General features: G+C 69.3%; 11 protein-coding genes and 1 pseudogene. 6 read left to right on the forward strand and 6 right to left on the reverse strand.

What is annotated here, in order from left to right:
- The first annotated feature begins 326 nt into the window (after positions 1–326).
- The 3 genes from FB559_RS24200 to FB559_RS24210 all read left to right on the forward strand — a co-directional run bounded on the left by FB559_RS24200 (position 327) and on the right by FB559_RS24210 (position 2,436).
- Positions 327–614: a YiaA/YiaB family inner membrane protein gene (locus FB559_RS24200; protein WP_141957925.1), complete on the forward strand. Its 288-nt coding sequence runs from the start codon at positions 327–329 to the stop codon at positions 612–614.
- Between the two features lie 87 nt (positions 615–701).
- Positions 702–1,799: a MacS family sensor histidine kinase gene (macS, locus tag FB559_RS24205; RefSeq protein WP_246121990.1), complete on the forward strand. Its 1,098-nt coding sequence runs from the start codon at positions 702–704 to the stop codon at positions 1,797–1,799.
- A complete protein-coding gene (locus FB559_RS24210) occupies positions 1,783–2,436 on the forward strand; it encodes a response regulator (RefSeq protein WP_141957929.1) in 654 nt (217 codons plus the stop codon). Before macS ends, FB559_RS24210 begins: the two co-directional genes overlap by 17 nt.
- Positions 2,437–2,453: 17 nt before the next feature.
- On the opposite strand, the gene FB559_RS24215 is transcribed toward FB559_RS24210, so the two are convergent.
- Positions 2,454–3,404, reverse strand: a complete 951-nt coding sequence (locus tag FB559_RS24215) for a hypothetical protein (RefSeq protein WP_141957931.1) — start codon at positions 3,402–3,404, stop codon at positions 2,454–2,456.
- Positions 3,405–3,686: 282 nt separating this feature from the next.
- Here FB559_RS24215 and FB559_RS24220 point away from each other — a divergent pair, with 282 nt between their 5' ends.
- Entirely contained in the window at positions 3,687–7,760 is a 4,074-nt protein-coding gene (locus FB559_RS24220; protein ID WP_141957933.1) for a discoidin domain-containing protein, read from the forward strand.
- Between the two features lie 9 nt (positions 7,761–7,769).
- Here the strand turns inward: FB559_RS24220 and FB559_RS24225 are convergent, their stop codons facing one another.
- The 3 genes from FB559_RS24225 to FB559_RS24235 form a co-directional block, all read right to left on the reverse strand.
- Complete coding sequence (locus tag FB559_RS24225; RefSeq protein ID WP_141957936.1) at positions 7,770–8,222, reverse strand: SRPBCC family protein; 453 nt, start codon at positions 8,220–8,222, stop codon at positions 7,770–7,772.
- Between the two features lie 135 nt (positions 8,223–8,357).
- The gene (locus tag FB559_RS24230) at positions 8,358–9,512 is read right to left on the reverse strand and encodes an epoxide hydrolase family protein (RefSeq protein ID WP_141957937.1); all 1,155 of its coding nucleotides are present in this window, start codon (positions 9,510–9,512) and stop codon (positions 8,358–8,360) included.
- Positions 9,513–9,669: 157 nt separating this feature from the next.
- On the reverse strand, positions 9,670–10,209 hold the full coding sequence (locus FB559_RS24235; protein ID WP_141957938.1) for a LysR family transcriptional regulator substrate-binding protein: 540 nt from the start codon (positions 10,207–10,209) through the stop codon (positions 9,670–9,672).
- Between the two features lie 107 nt (positions 10,210–10,316).
- On the opposite strand from FB559_RS24235, the pseudogene FB559_RS46470 reads away from it, so the two are divergent.
- Positions 10,317–11,352 (forward strand): annotated as a pseudogene (locus tag FB559_RS46470) (helix-turn-helix domain-containing protein).
- Positions 11,353–11,464: 112 nt separating this feature from the next.
- Here the strand turns inward: FB559_RS46470 and FB559_RS24245 are convergent.
- Complete coding sequence (locus FB559_RS24245; RefSeq protein WP_221640154.1) at positions 11,465–12,844, reverse strand: glycoside hydrolase family 76 protein; 1,380 nt, start codon at positions 12,842–12,844, stop codon at positions 11,465–11,467.
- A gap of 408 nt (positions 12,845–13,252) precedes the next feature.
- On the opposite strand from FB559_RS24245, the gene FB559_RS24250 reads away from it, so the two are divergent.
- Positions 13,253–13,618, forward strand: a complete 366-nt coding sequence (locus FB559_RS24250) for a hypothetical protein (protein WP_141957940.1) — start codon at positions 13,253–13,255, stop codon at positions 13,616–13,618.
- 39 nt (positions 13,619–13,657) lie between these two features.
- Here FB559_RS24250 and FB559_RS24255 read toward each other — a convergent pair whose 3' ends face one another.
- On the reverse strand, positions 13,658–14,179 hold the full coding sequence (locus FB559_RS24255; protein WP_141957941.1) for a MarR family winged helix-turn-helix transcriptional regulator: 522 nt from the start codon (positions 14,177–14,179) through the stop codon (positions 13,658–13,660).
- Positions 14,180–14,333: the final 154 nt, after the last annotated feature.

Raw genomic sequence — 14,333 nt, forward strand, 5'->3', positions numbered from 1 at the left:
GGCCGCGCGTACGACGGTGCGTTCGTCATCGCGCGCTCCGCGAATCGCATAACCGGCGTTTTCCGCTGCTCCATGTGCCATCACCCGTGATATCGCTCGATTCGAGACGGGACCGGCCGCCCGTAGGATGGGGATCTTAGACCCGGATCCGTCATGTCGGCCATGCTGTCCCGCGCTGACCGTCGTTCTGACGAAATGTCCGGGTGGTTGCTAATCGCGCCGCCGCACCACGAGCGCGCCCTGCGGCACACGGGCGGGCACGCCGGCGGCCGGAGTTGAGCACTATTGCTCATGTGCGGATGGCCGTAGGAGGTGACGATGACGGCATGAGCACAACGGTCAAGTCAAGCACCACCCCCGCATTCCTCGTCCAGGCGGCCATCTCGTTCGGCGTGTCATTGGCGGCCTGCGTGATCGGCATCGCCTATCTGCCGGTCGGCGGATGGATACGTGCCTTTCTCGGGCTCGCCCTGCTGTACGCGGTGACCTCCACGTTCACGCTTGCCAAATGCGTGCGAGACCGGCAGGAAGAGGCCACCGTCTCCGGGCGTGTGGACCAGGCGCGCCTGGACAAGCTGCTGGCCGAACACGATCCGTTCAGGGTCGACACGTGATTCGCGGCCGCCCGGGCGAGTGCCGGACCGCGACGGGGGAATCAACGCTCTCGCGCGTGGTGGGCAATGGCCTTTACTGTCACAACCGTGGTGGAGCAGATGTGGCGGGCGGTCGGGGTATTCCGCCTTGTGACCCTCGTCTACGCCGGAGTACTGATCTTCGGGAACTACGGGCGGTACGCACATCCCGCGGGCGGGATTCTTGTTCTCGGAATCATGGCCGGCTGGTCCGCGACGACGACGGTCGCCTACGCGCGGTCCCCGGAGCGAAGAGCCTGGCTCGCCGCCGCCGATGTGGTGGTCGCGGTCTTAATCGTCATCGGCACCCGCTGGGTCGAGACGGCCGCGCGGATCGACCACGGTGCGGCCACTCTGCCGGTCTCCTGGGCGGCGGCCTCGGTGCTGGCATGCGCCGTCGCGGGCGGACCGTGGGCAGGGCTGGCCGGAGCGGCCGCGGTCTCGGCCGCGGACGTGCTCGAGCGCCGGGCACTGCCGCAGAACACGTTCAACGGGATCGTGCTGCTCCTGATCGCCGGGATCGTCGGCGGCCATGTCGTACGCCTCGTGCTCCGCGCGGAGACCGCCGCGGATCGCGCCGTCCGGCTGGAGGCGGCAACGGCGGAACGGGAGCGGCTCGCCCGCGACATCCACGACTCGGTCCTGCAGGTTCTGGCGTTGGTCGGCATGCGGGGCCGGGAACTCGGCGGTGAGGCCGCCGACCTCGCCAGGCTGGCCGCCGAACAGGAGAAGGCGCTCCGATCGCTGGTGACGGGGGCGCCGTCGCCCGGTCGCGACGGGCAGGTGGACCTGCGGACGTTGCTGGAGCCCCTTGCCGGCGGGCGGATCACGGTCTCCTGTCCGGGGGACGCGGTGTGGCTCCCGTACGCCACCGCGGAGGCACTGGCGGCCGCGGCCGGCGAGGCGCTCGGCAACGCGCGCCGCCACGCGGGCGTGGACGCCCGGGCCTGGGTGCTGCTGGAGGACGAGGGCGGAGCGGTCACCGTGACCGTACGCGACGACGGCACGGGGTTCGCGGCGAGCAGGCTCGCGCAGGCGGTCGAGGCCGGCCGCATCGGGGTCGCCCAGTCGATCGTCGGCCGGATCCATGAGGTGGGCGGGGAGGCCGATGTGATCTCCACGCCGGGAAAAGGGACCGAGGTGGGGCTTCGTGTGCCGCGCGACTGACGAGCCGCCGCGGGTGCTCGTCGTCGACGACCATCCGATCTGGCGCGATGGCCTCGCCGAGAAACTGGCGGAGCGGGGCTTCACCCTTGCGGGCACCGCCGCCGATGGAGCGCAGGCGCTGCGGCTCGTCCGCGCGACCCGTCCGGACGTCGTACTGCTCGACCTCCAGCTGCCCGACATGCCCGGCGCCGAGGTCACCCGCCGGCTGCTGGCCGCCGACGCTTCGATCCACGTGCTCATCCTGTCCGCGAGTGGCGAGCAGCGAAATGTTCTGGAGGCCATGACCGCGGGCGCCACCGGATATCTCGTGAAGTCCGCGCGGCTCGACGAGGTGATGACGGCGATACGGGCGGCGGCGGCCGGCGAGACGGTCTTCACGCCCGGCCTGGCCGGCCTCGTCCTGGGTGAGTACCACCGCCTCGGCGGTTCACCGGAGCGGGGCACCCCCCGGCTGACCGGCCGCGAGACGGAGGTCCTGCGCCTCGTCGCGACGGGCCTGACGTACCGGGAGATCGCCGAGCGTCTCGTACTCTCGCACCGGACCGTCCAGAACCACGTGCAGAACACGCTCGGCAAGCTGCGGCTGCACAACAAGGCACAGCTGGTGCGCTACGCCCTCGAGCAAGGCATCGAATAGTCGCCGGACGCGGCGTTCTACTCCGGCCAGTCGGTGTACAGGGCCTTGACGGCGCCGACGGTCGCGAAGACGAACGCGGCCCCCAGCCAAACGATGCCCCGCAGGACCGCTCCGGCGAACATGAAGTTGAACCCGACCATGGCCATCAACACCGAGAGCACCATGAACGCCCAGCCGAGGATGATCACCATGCGGTCGTGGAACCGCCGCTGCGCATCCTGGCTCTGCAGGTCCTTGTAGGCCAGGTTCTGGGCATGGTCCTGCAAGGCGGCCAGGGGTGGCTGGTAGGTGTTCAGCGTCGCGTCCCGGTGCGCGTCGTGGGCCTGTCCCGTCCAGTCGGCGGCGAGCAGGTCGAGTCCCGCGGGGACGTCCGCGTGGAGCCGGCTCGCCGACGCCTGGGCCTGGTCGAGCCGGCGGGCCGCGTCGCCGAACGGCTGTGGGTCGCGGACGTTCGCGGTGAGCAGGGCGCCGGCCGGCCGGATGGCGTTCGCCAGCCCGAGGGCGCCGCACAGCTTCTCCAGCCGCCCGTACAGGGCGAGGACGGCGTCCGGTCCGGCGCCGGCCGGCGACGTCGTGTCCGCCGGGATGGTGGACGGCACACTCCCGTTCGGGTCCTTGGCGGAGGGCCGGTCGGCCCCCGGCGCGGGGTCCCGGCCCGCGACCGTGGCGAGCGCGGCGTCCTCGGCCCCGTCGTAGCCGGCGGCCGCACGGGTCAGGTCGTCGATGTGGCCGTCGGCGGTGCTGGTCAGGCCGCGTACCGTCCGCAGCATCGTGTCGAGGGTCGCGTCGCGTTTGCGGCCGGCACCGGCGACCACGGACGGGAAGGCGTCGGGCGTCAGTCCGGCCGCCGCGATCATCTGCCCCAGGTCCGGAAGCCCGCCGGCCACGTTCGCCAACGTCCCGTCACGGAAGCCGCGCAGCCCCGCGGTGGTGTCGACCGTGTACCCGTCCGCACGCTGTTCGGCCATCGTCCCTGCCTCCGAAGCGACTCGAAAAGACCAACGACCCCCGGAACGAGGACCGGATAGATCCTCGGTTACCGGCCATTATCGGTCACCGGCGCCCCGCCGTGTGCGCCATTCGGGCGAAGCGCGTCGCATCGGGATGCCGGTCACACGCGAGACCGTGCGGCGCACTTTCCTCGGAAACGGACATAGTCGTAAGTCTTGACAGAAGCGGACACCAAGCCGTACCTATGACAACGTTGTCATAGGCCCCCCGCTGGGCTCGTACTTGGATTGGACCGGTTCATGACAGATCAGCCGAATCAGTTGCGTCACCCCTCTCGACGATCCGTCCTCGCCACCGGCTCCACTCTCCTGGCCGGCTTCGGCCTCGCCGCCGTGATCCCGGGGACGAGCTCCGCCGCCGAGCGGAGGAGCGCACCCGCCCAACCCGGCGAGCTCGCCGCGTACCGCCCCATCAGGGTCTCCTCGACCGACTACGCGCCCACGCCCGGCGAGTTCGTCGTGGACAGGATCACCTCGCCCGGAGTGAGAGGGACCGGATGGCGTGCCGCGGACGGCGACCCGCAGTGGATCTCGGTCGACCTGCAGGCGGACTGTCAGGTCACGTCGATCCGCCTCACCTTCGAGGCCGACGAGAAGGACCCGGTGTTCGTGCCGCCCGCCACGGGCAACCCCGCCGACGGCACCACCGGTAAGGAGATCCTGTCGAGCTACGCGCTCGACTTCGCCGTGGAGACGTCACGGGACAACCACTCGTGGACGAGCGTCCACAGCACCACCGCCGGCACCGGCGGTGTCGTGAACATCGACCTGGACAGGCCGGTCGCCGCCCGGTGGGTGCGAATGACGGCCCGTAAGCGCTCCAACCCCAACCCCCTGGGCCTCAACGGCTTCGAGGTGTACGGCACCGCGCCGGGCCACCGGCCTTCCGCCACCGGCTGGACCGACTGGGGGACGCACGACCACAAGGCCCCTGAGCTGAAGGTCGCCTCGGACGGCACGGTGCCGCTGGAGTCGGGCTGGACGCTGACCATGGACGACTGGGCCGGCGGCGAGGGCGCGGACCTGTCCCGTACCTCGGTGGACACCAGCCGGTGGCTGCCCGCGACCGTCCCCGGCACGGTCCTCGCCTCGCTGGTCGAGCAGGGCCACCTGCCGGATCCGGTCGCCGGCCTGAACAACCTGCACATCCCCGAGGCTCTGTCGCGCCACTCCTGGTGGTACAAGCGCGACTTCGACCTGCCGCGCGGCCTGGCCACCGGGCCGGGACGTCACGTCTGGCTGGAGTTCGACGGCGTCAACCACCAGGCCGACATCTGGCTCAACGGACAGCACGTCGGCGGGCTGACGTATCCGTTCGCCCGCGCGGCCCACGACGTGACGTCGTTGCTCGCCGCGAAAGAACAGGCGCTGGCGGTGAAGATCACACCGATGCCCGTCCCCGGCAGCCCCGGTGACAAGGGCCCGGCCGGCGAGTCCTGGGTGGACGCCGGAGCCCAGCAGATGAACCTCAACTCGCCGACGTACCTCGCCTCGTCCGGCTGGGACTGGATGCCCGCCGTACGCGACCGCGTGTCCGGAATCTGGAACCACGTACGGCTGCGGTCCACCGGCCACGTCGTGATCGGCGACGCACGGGTGGACACCGCGCTCCCGGGCCTGCCCGACACCTCCACCGCCGAACTCACCATCGTCGTCCCGGTCCGCAACGCCGGCTCGTCCGACCACAAGACGACCGTCACCGCCTCCTTCGACGACGTACGGATCTCCCAGGCCGTCACGGTCCCGGCCGGTAAGAGCGTCGACGTCACCTTCACCCCGGACGCCTTCGACCGGCTGCGGCTGCGCGACCCGAAGCTGTGGTGGCCCAACGGCCTCGGCAGCCCCGACCTGCACGACCTCACGATGACCGCCTCGGTCGACGGCAAGGAGAGCGACCGGCGCACCACCCGTTTCGGCATCCGCCAGTTCGGCTACGAGTCCAAGGTGCCGCTGCCGTTCACCAGCACCGGTGACGCGTACACCCAGTCCGTCGCGCTCGGCCGGCAGAACGCCCAGTACGTGCGGATCAGGTGCCTGACACGCGCCACCGGGTGGGGATCGTCACTGTGGACGCTCTCGGTCCTCGACAGCTCACGGCCGGGGACGGACCTGGCCCAGCACGCGAAGGCCACCTCCTCCACCGTGGACGAGGACGACCACCAGCCCGGCAACGTCACCGACGGCGACCCGGGCACCCGCTGGTCCTCGGTGTTCGAGGACGACCAGTGGATCCAGGTGGACCTGGGCTCCGTGCAGTCGTTCGACCAGGTCGACCTGGTGTGGGAGCAGGCGTACGCCCAGACGTACGTGGTGCAGGTGTCGGCCGACGGCTCGGCCTGGACCGACGCCGAGTCGGTCGACAACACCGCGGTGCCGCTGCCCTTCAACAGCGGCGACGCCAGCCTGCAGACCGAGGACTTCGCCGCGCGGACCGCACGCTACCTGCGGATCCAGTGCGGCCTGCGGAACACCAGCTGGGGCAACTCACTGTGGTCGCTGTCCGTGGTCGACAGCGCCGATCCGGGCACCGACCTCGCGTTGCACAAGTCGGTCAAGGCCTCGACCGAGGACTCGTCGAACCCGGCGAAGAACGCCACCGACGGCAATCCGGGCAGCCGCTGGTCGTCGGAGTACGAGGACGACCAGTGGATCCAGGTGGACCTGGACTCCTCGCGCCGGTTCGACCGGGTGACGATCGTCTGGGAGCAGGCGTACCCGAAGACGTACGTGATCCAGGTGTCCGACGACGGTGACAAGTGGACGGACGTGAAGTCCGTGACCAACACCCCGGAGCCGCTGAAGATCAGTGTCAACGGAACGCGCGTCCTCGCCCGCGGAGGCAACTGGGGGTGGGACGAACTCCTGCGCCGGATGGACCCGGCCCGGATGGACGCGGCGGTGCGGATGCACCGCGACATGAACTTCACCATGATCCGCAACTGGGTCGGTTCGAGTGACCGGGAGGAGTTCTTCGCCAGTTGCGACGAGCACGGCATCCTGGTGTGGAACGACTTCCCCAACGCTTGGGGGATGGACCCGCCGGACCACCAGGCGTACAACGACCTGGCCGCCGACACCGTGCTCCGCTACCGCAGCCACCCCTGTGTCGTGGTGTGGTGCGGCGCCAACGAGGGCAACCCGCCGGACGCGATCGACAAGGGCATGCGTGACGCGGTGCAGTCGCAGGCCCCCGGCATCCTGTACCAGAACAACTCGGCCGGGGGCATCATCACCGGCGGCGGCCCGTACAACTGGGTCGAGCCGGAGAAGTACTACGACCCCTCGTCGTACGGCAGCCACAGCTTCGGCTTCCACACCGAGATCGGCATGCCCGTCGTCTCCACCGCCGAGAGCCTGCGCCGGATGGTCGGCGACGAGCCTGAGTGGCCGATCGGCGGAGCGTGGTTCTACCACGACTGGAGCGAGCACGGGAACCAGGCACCGCAGAACTACAAGGCCGCCATCGAGGCCCGCCTCGACACGGCGAAGGGGCTCGACGACTTCGCCCGCAAGGCGCAGTTCGTCAACTACGAGAACACGCGCAACATGTTCGAGGCATGGAACGCCAACCTGTGGAACGACGCCAGCGGCCTCATGCTGTGGATGTCGCACCCGGCCTGGCACAGCACGGTGTGGCAGACCTACGACTACGACTTCGACGTCAACGGCACCTACTACGGGGCGCGCACGGCCTGCGAGCCTCTGCACGTCCAGGCCGACCCGCTGAAGTGGCAGGTCATCGCGGTCAACCACACCGCGCGTGCGCTCAAGGGCGCGACCGTACGGGCTCGCGCGTACGACCTGTCCGGCCGGGAGCTCGGCGGCGCCCGCAGCGCGAAGGTCGACGTCGCGTCCTCGGCCACGGCGCAGGCGTTCACCGCCGGCTGGACGGACGACCTGCCCGACCTGCATCTCCTGCGGCTGACCCTGGAGGACGGTTCGGGGCGGCAGCTGTCGGAGAACACCTACTGGCGCTACCGCACCCCCGCCGCGATGAAGGCGCTGAACGGGGCCGGGCAGGTCAAGGTCTCGGCCTCCGCCGGGCAGCTGACCCGCTCCGGCTCGCGCCAGGGGCTGACCGCGACGATCAAGAACCGGGGCTCGGCGGTCGCGGCGATGGTCCGGCTGTCACTGCTGGACGACAGGAGCGGCAAGCGCGTCCTGCCGACCCTGTACAGCCACAATTACGTGTGGCTGCTGCCCGGCGAGTCACGGACCGTCACGCTCTCGTGGCCCGCCGGCGCGCTGTCCTCGGGCCGCCCGCTGCTACAGGTGGAGGGGTACAACAGCCCGCGGACCGTGGCCCGCGTGTAGCGACGTTCCTCAGGCACCGGCGTGCTGTGCTTCGATGATTCGCTTGAGCGCGCGCAGGTTGGTCTTCATCCCACGGGAGAAGAGCCGTTCGGCGAGGCCGCCGAGGTGGGCGGCGGGTCCGGTCAGGCCCTCCGCGCTGATCTGCCCGTCGAGCGTCAGCCGGGTGCCGCCGGAGATCGCTTCGAGCCGGTAGCGGTACTGGAAGGGCGTCGGGCCCTCGATCGAGGTGAAGGTGATCTCTTCCTCCGGCTGGAACGAGGTCACCTCGACCTCGTTGATCGCGTGACCGTCGGGGAGCGACCGGAACATCTGGAACCGCGCGCCCTGCCCGGCGGAGCCCGCGGTCGTCGCCGTGACGCGCTCCACGGCCTCGTACCACCGAGGCATGTTCCGGAAGTCGGCGACGAAGGCGAACACGTCCGAGGGCGAGCGTTGGATGTCGATCGAGATCCGGAAGCTCATCTTGGTTCTCCTGTCATGACACAAGGCTGTTTCAGCCGGACGGGCGATTGCGCCCGTCTCGATGTATGACACGACATTAGATGACACGACACTTAATGACAACCCCCGCGGCGCGGTGGCCGCGGGGGCCGCGCGTCAGCCTTCGGACCTCAGGGGCCGGAAGAAGGTCAGCAGCTCGCCTGCGACCTGGCCGGGCTCCTCGTGCGCCATGAAGTGACCTCCACGTTCCGGTGTGCGCCAGTGACGCAGGTCGGCGAAGAGGCGTTCGGCGAGGCTCCTCGGGTAGCCGATGTACGCCGGTTCATTGGTCAGGGTGACCGCCGCGGGCACGGTGATCGCCGGGACCGGTCTGTTCCGGGGATAGTCGTAGTACTGCCGGAATGACGAGCCGATGGTTCCGGTCGCCCAGAAGAGCGTCGCGACCGTCAGCAGAGTGTCCTTGTCCCAGCGGGTCTCCAGGTCGCCGCCGCAGTCGCTCCAGTCGCGGTACTTGTCGATGATCCACACGGCGAGACCCGCAGGGGAGTCCATGAGGGCGGCGGCGACCGTGTCCGGCCGGGTGCTCATGATCGCCCCATAACCCTGGTCGTTCGCGCTGTACGCGTCGAGAGCGTCGAGAAACGACCGCTCGTCGGCGGTCGGCGGGCCGTTCTGGAAGTTGGTCGTGATCACCGCGGAGGTGACATGGACGCCGGCGACCGATTCGGGGTACAGGGCGCCCAGCCACTGCGTCACCCCGCTCCCGATGTCACCGCCGAAGGCCCCGAAGCGCCGGTAGCCGAGGGTGTGGGTCATGAGCGTGTGCCAGATCTCGGCGACGCGCCTGCGGGTGAACGGCTCCTGCGGTGCTTCGGAGTAGAGGAAGCCCGGCAGCGAGGGGATGACCACGTCGAACGCGTCGGCGGGGTCACCGCCGTGGCTCGCCGGGTCGGCCAGCCGCTCGGCGACGCGCAGCATCTCGACGAAGCTGCTCGGCCAGCCGTGCGTGAGGATCAGCGGCAACGGCTCGGGCGCGCCCTCGACGCGCTCGGCGCGTATGTGCACGAAATGCACCTGCCGGCCGGCGATCTCGGCGAGATGATGCGGATACGCGTTGAGCGCCGACTCGGCCGCCCGCCAGTCGAACCCGTCCGACCAGTAGGTGACCAGCTCACGCAGGTAGCCCGGATCGACTCCGGCCGCCCAGTACGCGGGGTCGGACACTGCCGTGAACCGGGTACGTGCGAGCCGCGTCCGCAGGTCGTGCAGGACGTCGTCGGGTACGGCGATGTGGAAAGGCTTGGCTGTCATTGTTCCTTCGCTCATGGATGCTCGACGGACGAGCTCCTGAGCGTGGGGTCAGACAGACGCCGCGATCAGGAGTGCCCGGACAGGACGGTTCGTGTGCATCGGGCTCACCTCCTCGAATCGCGTGACAGGGGCGACTATACACAGCCGGACGTCCTGCCTAGCCGGCGTCGGTGGCATGAGGTTCCACGCTGATCGCGCGTACGGCGTCGATCACCGCGGCCATGCGGGGGGAGAGGTGTTCGCCGTCGCGGACGATCACGACGTTGTGCCGGACGGTGTCCAGCCCGTCGACCGGGATCCGGGCGAGCTTCGCCTCCGACCCGGCGGGCGTGAGTTCCGGCGCGATCGTGATGCCCCAGCCGATGCCGGCCAGGCCGATCGCGGTGCCGATGTCGTTGACGCTCGCGGCCATCCTCGGCTCGAAACCCGCCGTGACGCACAGACTCATCGTGAGCCGGCCCAGCGTGCTGTCCGGGCAGAGGACCCACGCCTCGTTCCAGAGCTGAGCCATGGTGCAGCGGGAGGCGCCCGCCAGGGGATGATCCGCCGGTACGTGCTTCAGGGTGCCGGACACGGTGACGTCGCCTTCCTCGGCCACCAGGAATCGGGACTGCCGTGGTCGAGCCGGGAGACGATGGGCCACCTGATCGCCTTCCTCCGCGAGCACCTGCGGCCACGCCCCTAGTGCGGTGTTCACGAACGTTTACGGGGTTTGGTGACACGCCGGTCGGCGTCCGTGATGGCGGGGCTTGTTGGCCTCAGGGTCGGTAGCGACCTGTTCGCTGTTGAGAGTGAGGCCATCGGGTGGCAGAACCGGTTCGGGCACGTCGGTTGAGTGATCAGGAAGGTCAGCGGCTGACCCAGATCGTGCGGCGGGGCAAACACGAGTCGATCCGGGTGCGCCGGGCGATGATGATCATGGCCTCGGCGTCGGGGACGCCGGTGCCGGCGATCGCGCGGCTGGTCGCCGCGGATGAGGACACCGTCCGGGAGGTGATCCATGCGTTCAACGAGTCGGGGCTGGCAGCCCTGGACCCTAAGTGGGCGGGAGGCCGTCCCCGCCTGATCAGTGATGATGATGTTGAGTTCATCGCCACGACGGCCACCACACGCCCGGCGAAGCCGGGGCGTTCGTTCACGCACTGGAGCATCCGCAAACTCGCCGCCTACCTGGCCGACAACCCCATCCGAACAATCGATGTCGGACGCGAGCGGCTACGGCAGATCCTGCATTCCCGCCGGATCTCCTTCCAGCGCACCCGGACGTGGAAGTCGACCAGTTCGGACCGCTCTCGATCCGTCCCTGCCACGGATCGGCGTGGGCACCGCAGACACGGCCGGACCGGCTGCCCGCCACCTACCGCCGCACCCACGGCATCCGCTACTTCCACGGCTGTTACTCCCTGGGCGATGACCAAGGCGTGGGGCGTGACCCGCAGACACAAAGGCGGCGACCACTCCCTGGCCGCGCTCAAATCCATCCAGGCAGCCCGCCCCGACGGCGCCAAGATCTACGTGATCATGGACAACCTGTCGGCGAACAAGACACCAGCAATCCGCACCTGGGCCAAGAAGAACAAGGTCGAGCTGTGCCTCACCCCGACCTACGCCTCCTGGGCCAACCCCATCGAAGCCCAGTTCGGCTCTGCGGACCTTCACGATGGGCAACTCCGACCACCCCAACCACACCGTCCTGGCCCGCCGGCTACACGCCTACCTGCGCTGGCGCAACACCAACGCCCGCCACCCCGACATCCTGGCCGCACAACGCCGCGAACGCGCCCGCATCCGCAGCGAACGCGGGCAACGCTGGGGCCGCCCCCGCCCCAAAGCCGCATGATCACACCCGGCGAACGTATGTGGACACCCCACTAGCCGGTTCGGCGCGCCGGAGGCACGGTCCCGTACGGCCGCACCCGGCCCCCGCGTCGCCGGCGCCCCTCGTCCGTCGATCAGCCGGCCGCGTTGAGGAGGTCGAGCACGCTCTGCTGGCAGCCGTAGTCGCTCGTGCCGCTGCCGCCCGCCCAGTGCGGCCCGTACTGGTCGAGCGGGTCGCGGTCGTGGGTGTACGCGCTGTTGGCCCAGCCGGCGAGGGTCGCGGCGTACGGATGGCCGGACAGCCTGCCGTTGAGCGCGCCCAGGCCGCGTACGTAGGCGCCCTTGAACGAGGGGCCGTCGCCGGTGCAGCCGTCGCCCTCCCCGGGCTCGCGGAGCACGCCGCCGCTCGTCAGCCTGGTGCTGGAGGCGTCGGCCAGCGTGCGCGCGGTGGTCAGCAGCCCGGCGTCGCCGGTGGCCCGGTTGAGCTCGCTCAGCCCGCCGAGGACGACGCCCTGGTTGTACGTCCAGGTCTGCTGGCCGTTGTTCGCACAGCCACTGGTCAGGCCGTCGTTGACCAGATGGTCGCCGTTGATCATGCCGCTGCGCTGGAACCACGACCACTCGTTCTGGGCCCGGCTCAGGTACGTCGTGTCTCCGGCGATGCGGTTGTGTAGCGCGGCGGTGAGCTGGAGGAACAGCTCGTTGGTGATGGCGTTCTTGTACGTCTTCGCCTGGCTCCACCAGACGCCGCCGCCGCAGGTGCCGTCCCAGTAGGCGAACATGTGGTCCGCGTCCGTACGCGCGGTGGCGAGGTAGCGGCCGTCACCGGTCAGGTCGTACGCGTCGACCCAGGCGAGGCCCCACCAGCCGGTGTCGTCGAGGTAGTCGTTGGTGAAGTTGCCGCCCTGCGCGCCGAGGTTCCTGTCGTAGGTGTCGGCGATGGCGTACCGGTAGCTGCCCATCCCGGTGACGCGGACGTTGTCGATGACGGCGGTGAGCGCGTTGGCGGCGGTCCACCAGCCGTTGCCGCCGAAGAGCTTGGTGCCCCGGTCGTAGGACATCATCAGGGCGGTGGCCGCGGCGGTGCGCCGGTCACCCGCGTTCCAGGTCGTACGGGCCCAGGGGGTGCACGCGATGGCGCCCGCCACCTGGCCGCACGCGCGCAGCGCGCCGACGCCCTGGGTGTTCCAGTCGTCCACGTTGTACATCAGAGTGCGCCAGCCGCCCTGCCCGGACGGCACGGTCGTCGCACCCAGGCGGCTGCCGTCGCTCCAGGTCCGGCCGCCGTCCATCGAGCGGTCCAGCCACACCTGGTCACCGGCGCCGCCGTTGCCGACCGATCCCCAGCCCATCGCGTCGGTGTCGTCGAAGTGCAGCTGGATCTGGCGGCCGGAAAGCGTGGCGGTCACCGGCACCCGGTCCTGCGGACTCTGCGCGGGGTCGCGTGCGTCGCAGTACTTGTTGCAGATCGCGGCGGCCGATGCCGTGCCCTCGGTGAGAAGGATGGAGGACAACGTTGTCACCATGAGCAGGAGAACGGCAGGGAGAATTGATCGTGCGTGCATGGCGGGATGCTCCTGAACCCTTGCCGGGCGCTGGCGGGGCGCACGTGTCGACGAGCAGAGAGCGCTCTCCTGGAAGTTAACCAGCAGTCAAGGGTCCGTCAATGCCCGAGCCGGGCAATCCGGGAGAACATCCCGCGCCCCGATGACGCGAACTTCGGGCGGTTGCGGTTGATTTTGGCGGTAAAGGCGGGTCGCGCCCGGACGCGTCACGTGGCGGCGCTGGGACGGAAAAGCCCGAGCAAATATCTGCGCTTTGACCGCTGTGGTGTGGCTAACAGTACTTGCCGGGGCATGTATGTCGTCGTACGCGATGTAGGGGATTCATAGGGGTTGATTCGTGCGCCGGGAGGCAATGACATGTTCCGTCGCCACGCGAGTGGCCTGTTCTCCACGGCAGTGGTGGATATGTCGTCTGTAGCGGCGATGGCCGTTGCGGTCGTGGTGTTCGGAGGTGGGGTGTCGTCGCACGTCAAGGCCGATGCGGCGCTGATCCCGAGGTCTCCGGCCGTGGCGTTCGATCACCATTGGGGTGGTGGCGACCAACGCGACGGCAATGGCGGCTACAACAGGATCTCGGCCCCCTTCAACAGTCCCAACTTCATGCGTGGAGTTCAGCATGTCATCAATGCGAACTCCGGCGGCCGGACGATCAATCAGTCCGGTATCTGCAAGAGAAGATCTCATTGCAACCTGTCACAGAGGGCGTACATGGGCGGCTGGTGACGACGGTGCCCGGCCCCCGCCGGCGCCCGTACTCGGAGGTCAGTCCCAGCCGATGGACAGCGCGTCGCGGGCCGTCAGCGAGAAGAAGGGTTCCCCGCCGGCATCGGTGAACGCGCGCAGCGCGGTGACCAGGCCGGTGCGCTGGTCGGCCGGCATGCGGGTGACGATGGCGGCGATCTCTTCACGGCGGTGCGCGGTGACGTCTTCGACGATCCGGTGCCCGTACTCGGTCAGGCGTAGCGCGATCTCGCGCCGGTTGGCCGGGTTGACCCGGCGGTCGATCAGGCCGGCGACGCTGAGCCGGTCGGCCATGCGCATCGCGGTCGAGGAGTTGACGGCCAGCCGTCCGGCGAGGCCGACGAGTTTCATCTCGCCGTGAGTGGCGAGGACGACGAGCATCCGGAACTGCGGCAGGGTCACCTGTTCCTCGACGGCCGTCAGTGACCGGGCCGAGATCGCCACCAGCAGCCGGGACGCCGTGAGCACCGCCGAGGTGACCGCGTTGACGTCGTCCTCGGGCGGCTCGGCGCTCAGTGCCGGCTCGGCGGCGTGCTGTGCCATAGACCTGTTCTACCTGGTGTACCGGGCAGGTGAGTAACCATTGCACAGTGCACCGGTCCGCCACGTGAAGTGTTCTCGCATCCGGTTCGCCCGCCCGGACTGGGAGCTTCATCCGGATTCACGCATAATCGTTGCATTATGCAATGATAAGTCT

It is taken from the genome of Actinoallomurus bryophytorum (assembly GCF_006716425.1).
Taxonomy (GTDB): domain Bacteria; phylum Actinomycetota; class Actinomycetes; order Streptosporangiales; family Streptosporangiaceae; genus Actinoallomurus; species Actinoallomurus bryophytorum.

Coding starts and splice junctions, on each gene's coding strand:
- FB559_RS24225 (WP_141957936.1), bottom strand. CDS start 8,222: ATGAGCTTCCGGATCTCGATCGACATCCAACGCTCGCCCTCGGACGTG.
- FB559_RS24220 (WP_141957933.1), top strand. CDS start 3,687: ATGACAGATCAGCCGAATCAGTTGCGTCACCCCTCTCGACGATCCGTC.
- FB559_RS24200 (WP_141957925.1), top strand. CDS start 327: ATGAGCACAACGGTCAAGTCAAGCACCACCCCCGCATTCCTCGTCCAG.
- FB559_RS24215 (WP_141957931.1), bottom strand. CDS start 3,404: ATGGCCGAACAGCGTGCGGACGGGTACACGGTCGACACCACCGCGGGG.
- FB559_RS24255 (WP_141957941.1), bottom strand. CDS start 14,179: ATGGCACAGCACGCCGCCGAGCCGGCACTGAGCGCCGAGCCGCCCGAG.
- FB559_RS24250 (WP_141957940.1), top strand. CDS start 13,253: ATGTTCCGTCGCCACGCGAGTGGCCTGTTCTCCACGGCAGTGGTGGAT.
- FB559_RS24230 (WP_141957937.1), bottom strand. CDS start 9,512: ATGACAGCCAAGCCTTTCCACATCGCCGTACCCGACGACGTCCTGCAC.